This is a genomic window from Rhodoferax sp. XS2R6, assembly GCF_056521365.1.
In genome coordinates this window covers 1-1,123 of record NZ_JBWMAY010000010.1, presented here as the reverse complement: position 1 = coordinate 1,123, position 1,123 = coordinate 1, and the positions used below count along the sequence as shown (strand labels likewise).

Below are 1,123 nucleotides of genomic sequence, written 5' to 3'. Positions count from 1 at the left end.
GGCCCGCTCAAAAGTGAAGTGCAACACACCGATTGAAACTTCAATAAGGTGTGTTCATGAAACTGAAGCAAGAATACAAACAGCTGGACTACCAAGAGCGCCAGACCATCGCTGTATGCCTTGAGCTCGGATTGAGTATCCGGGCGATAGCCCGAGTACTGGGCCGAGCCCCATCCACTGTGAGTCGTGAGATCAACCGAAACAGCGGTGGTGGTGCCTATAGTTGCCGATTTGCACAACAGCGCTTCGTGCGCAGACGTCGCCATAGCAGACCGCCCCCGAAGCTGGTGGCGGGAAATGCACTCTTTGCCTCTGTGCACGCCCTACTGCAGTTGCGTTGGTCACCCCAGCAAATCGCCTCTCGCCTAGCTACACTGCATCCGCATGAGTCGCACCAACGCGTCTCTCACGAAACCATCTACAACGTCATCTATGCCCAACCCCGGGGTGAGCTGCGCCGCGAGCTCATTGCCTGTTTGCGTCTGGCCCAAACCAAGCGCTGGCCCCGTTCACGTGGCGAAGACCGCCGGGGACAGATTGCTGATCTCTTGAGTATCCATGTGCGCCCTCCAGAGGTTGAAGATCGACAGTTCCCTGGCCACTGGGAAGGTGACTTGATCAAGGGAGCAGGCAACCTCAGTGCTGTGGGCACCCTAGTAGAGCGCAGCACCCGGCTCCTGATGTTGGTAAAACTGCCGCATCCCAACCCGGCCACTGCAGCCCACGTGCTGCAAGCGTTCACGGACAAGTTGAACGGTATTGCCAAACCGATGCGCCAAACACTGACTTATGACCGGGGTCGTGAGATGGCACATCACGCGCAATTGACAGCCAACACCGGAGTTGCCGTGTATTTCTGTGATCCGCACAGTCCGTGGCAACGTGGCACCAATGAGAACACCAACGGTTTGGTACGACAGTTCCTGCCAAAGGGTACAGACCTGTCAGGCTACAGCCAGGAGCAACTCGACGGGATTGCTGACTTGATGAATGGACGGCCTCGCAAGACGCTGGGTTGGTTGACTCCTTTGGAGGTTTACGGCCAGTGGCTGGCCAAGCTTGAGCACTCTCCTGACGTCATCCAATAAACTCCAACTGTGTTGCACTTGGATTTGAGTCCGCC

General features: G+C 56.7%; 1 protein-coding gene. It reads left to right on the top strand.

The annotated features are described in order from the left end of the window. The first annotated feature begins 56 nt into the window (after positions 1–56). Positions 57–1,088 (top strand): IS30 family transposase, encoded by a 1,032-nt coding sequence (locus tag AC097A_RS19170; protein ID WP_479622073.1) that lies wholly within the window; start codon positions 57–59, stop codon positions 1,086–1,088. The last annotated feature ends 35 nt before the right edge of the window (positions 1,089–1,123 follow it).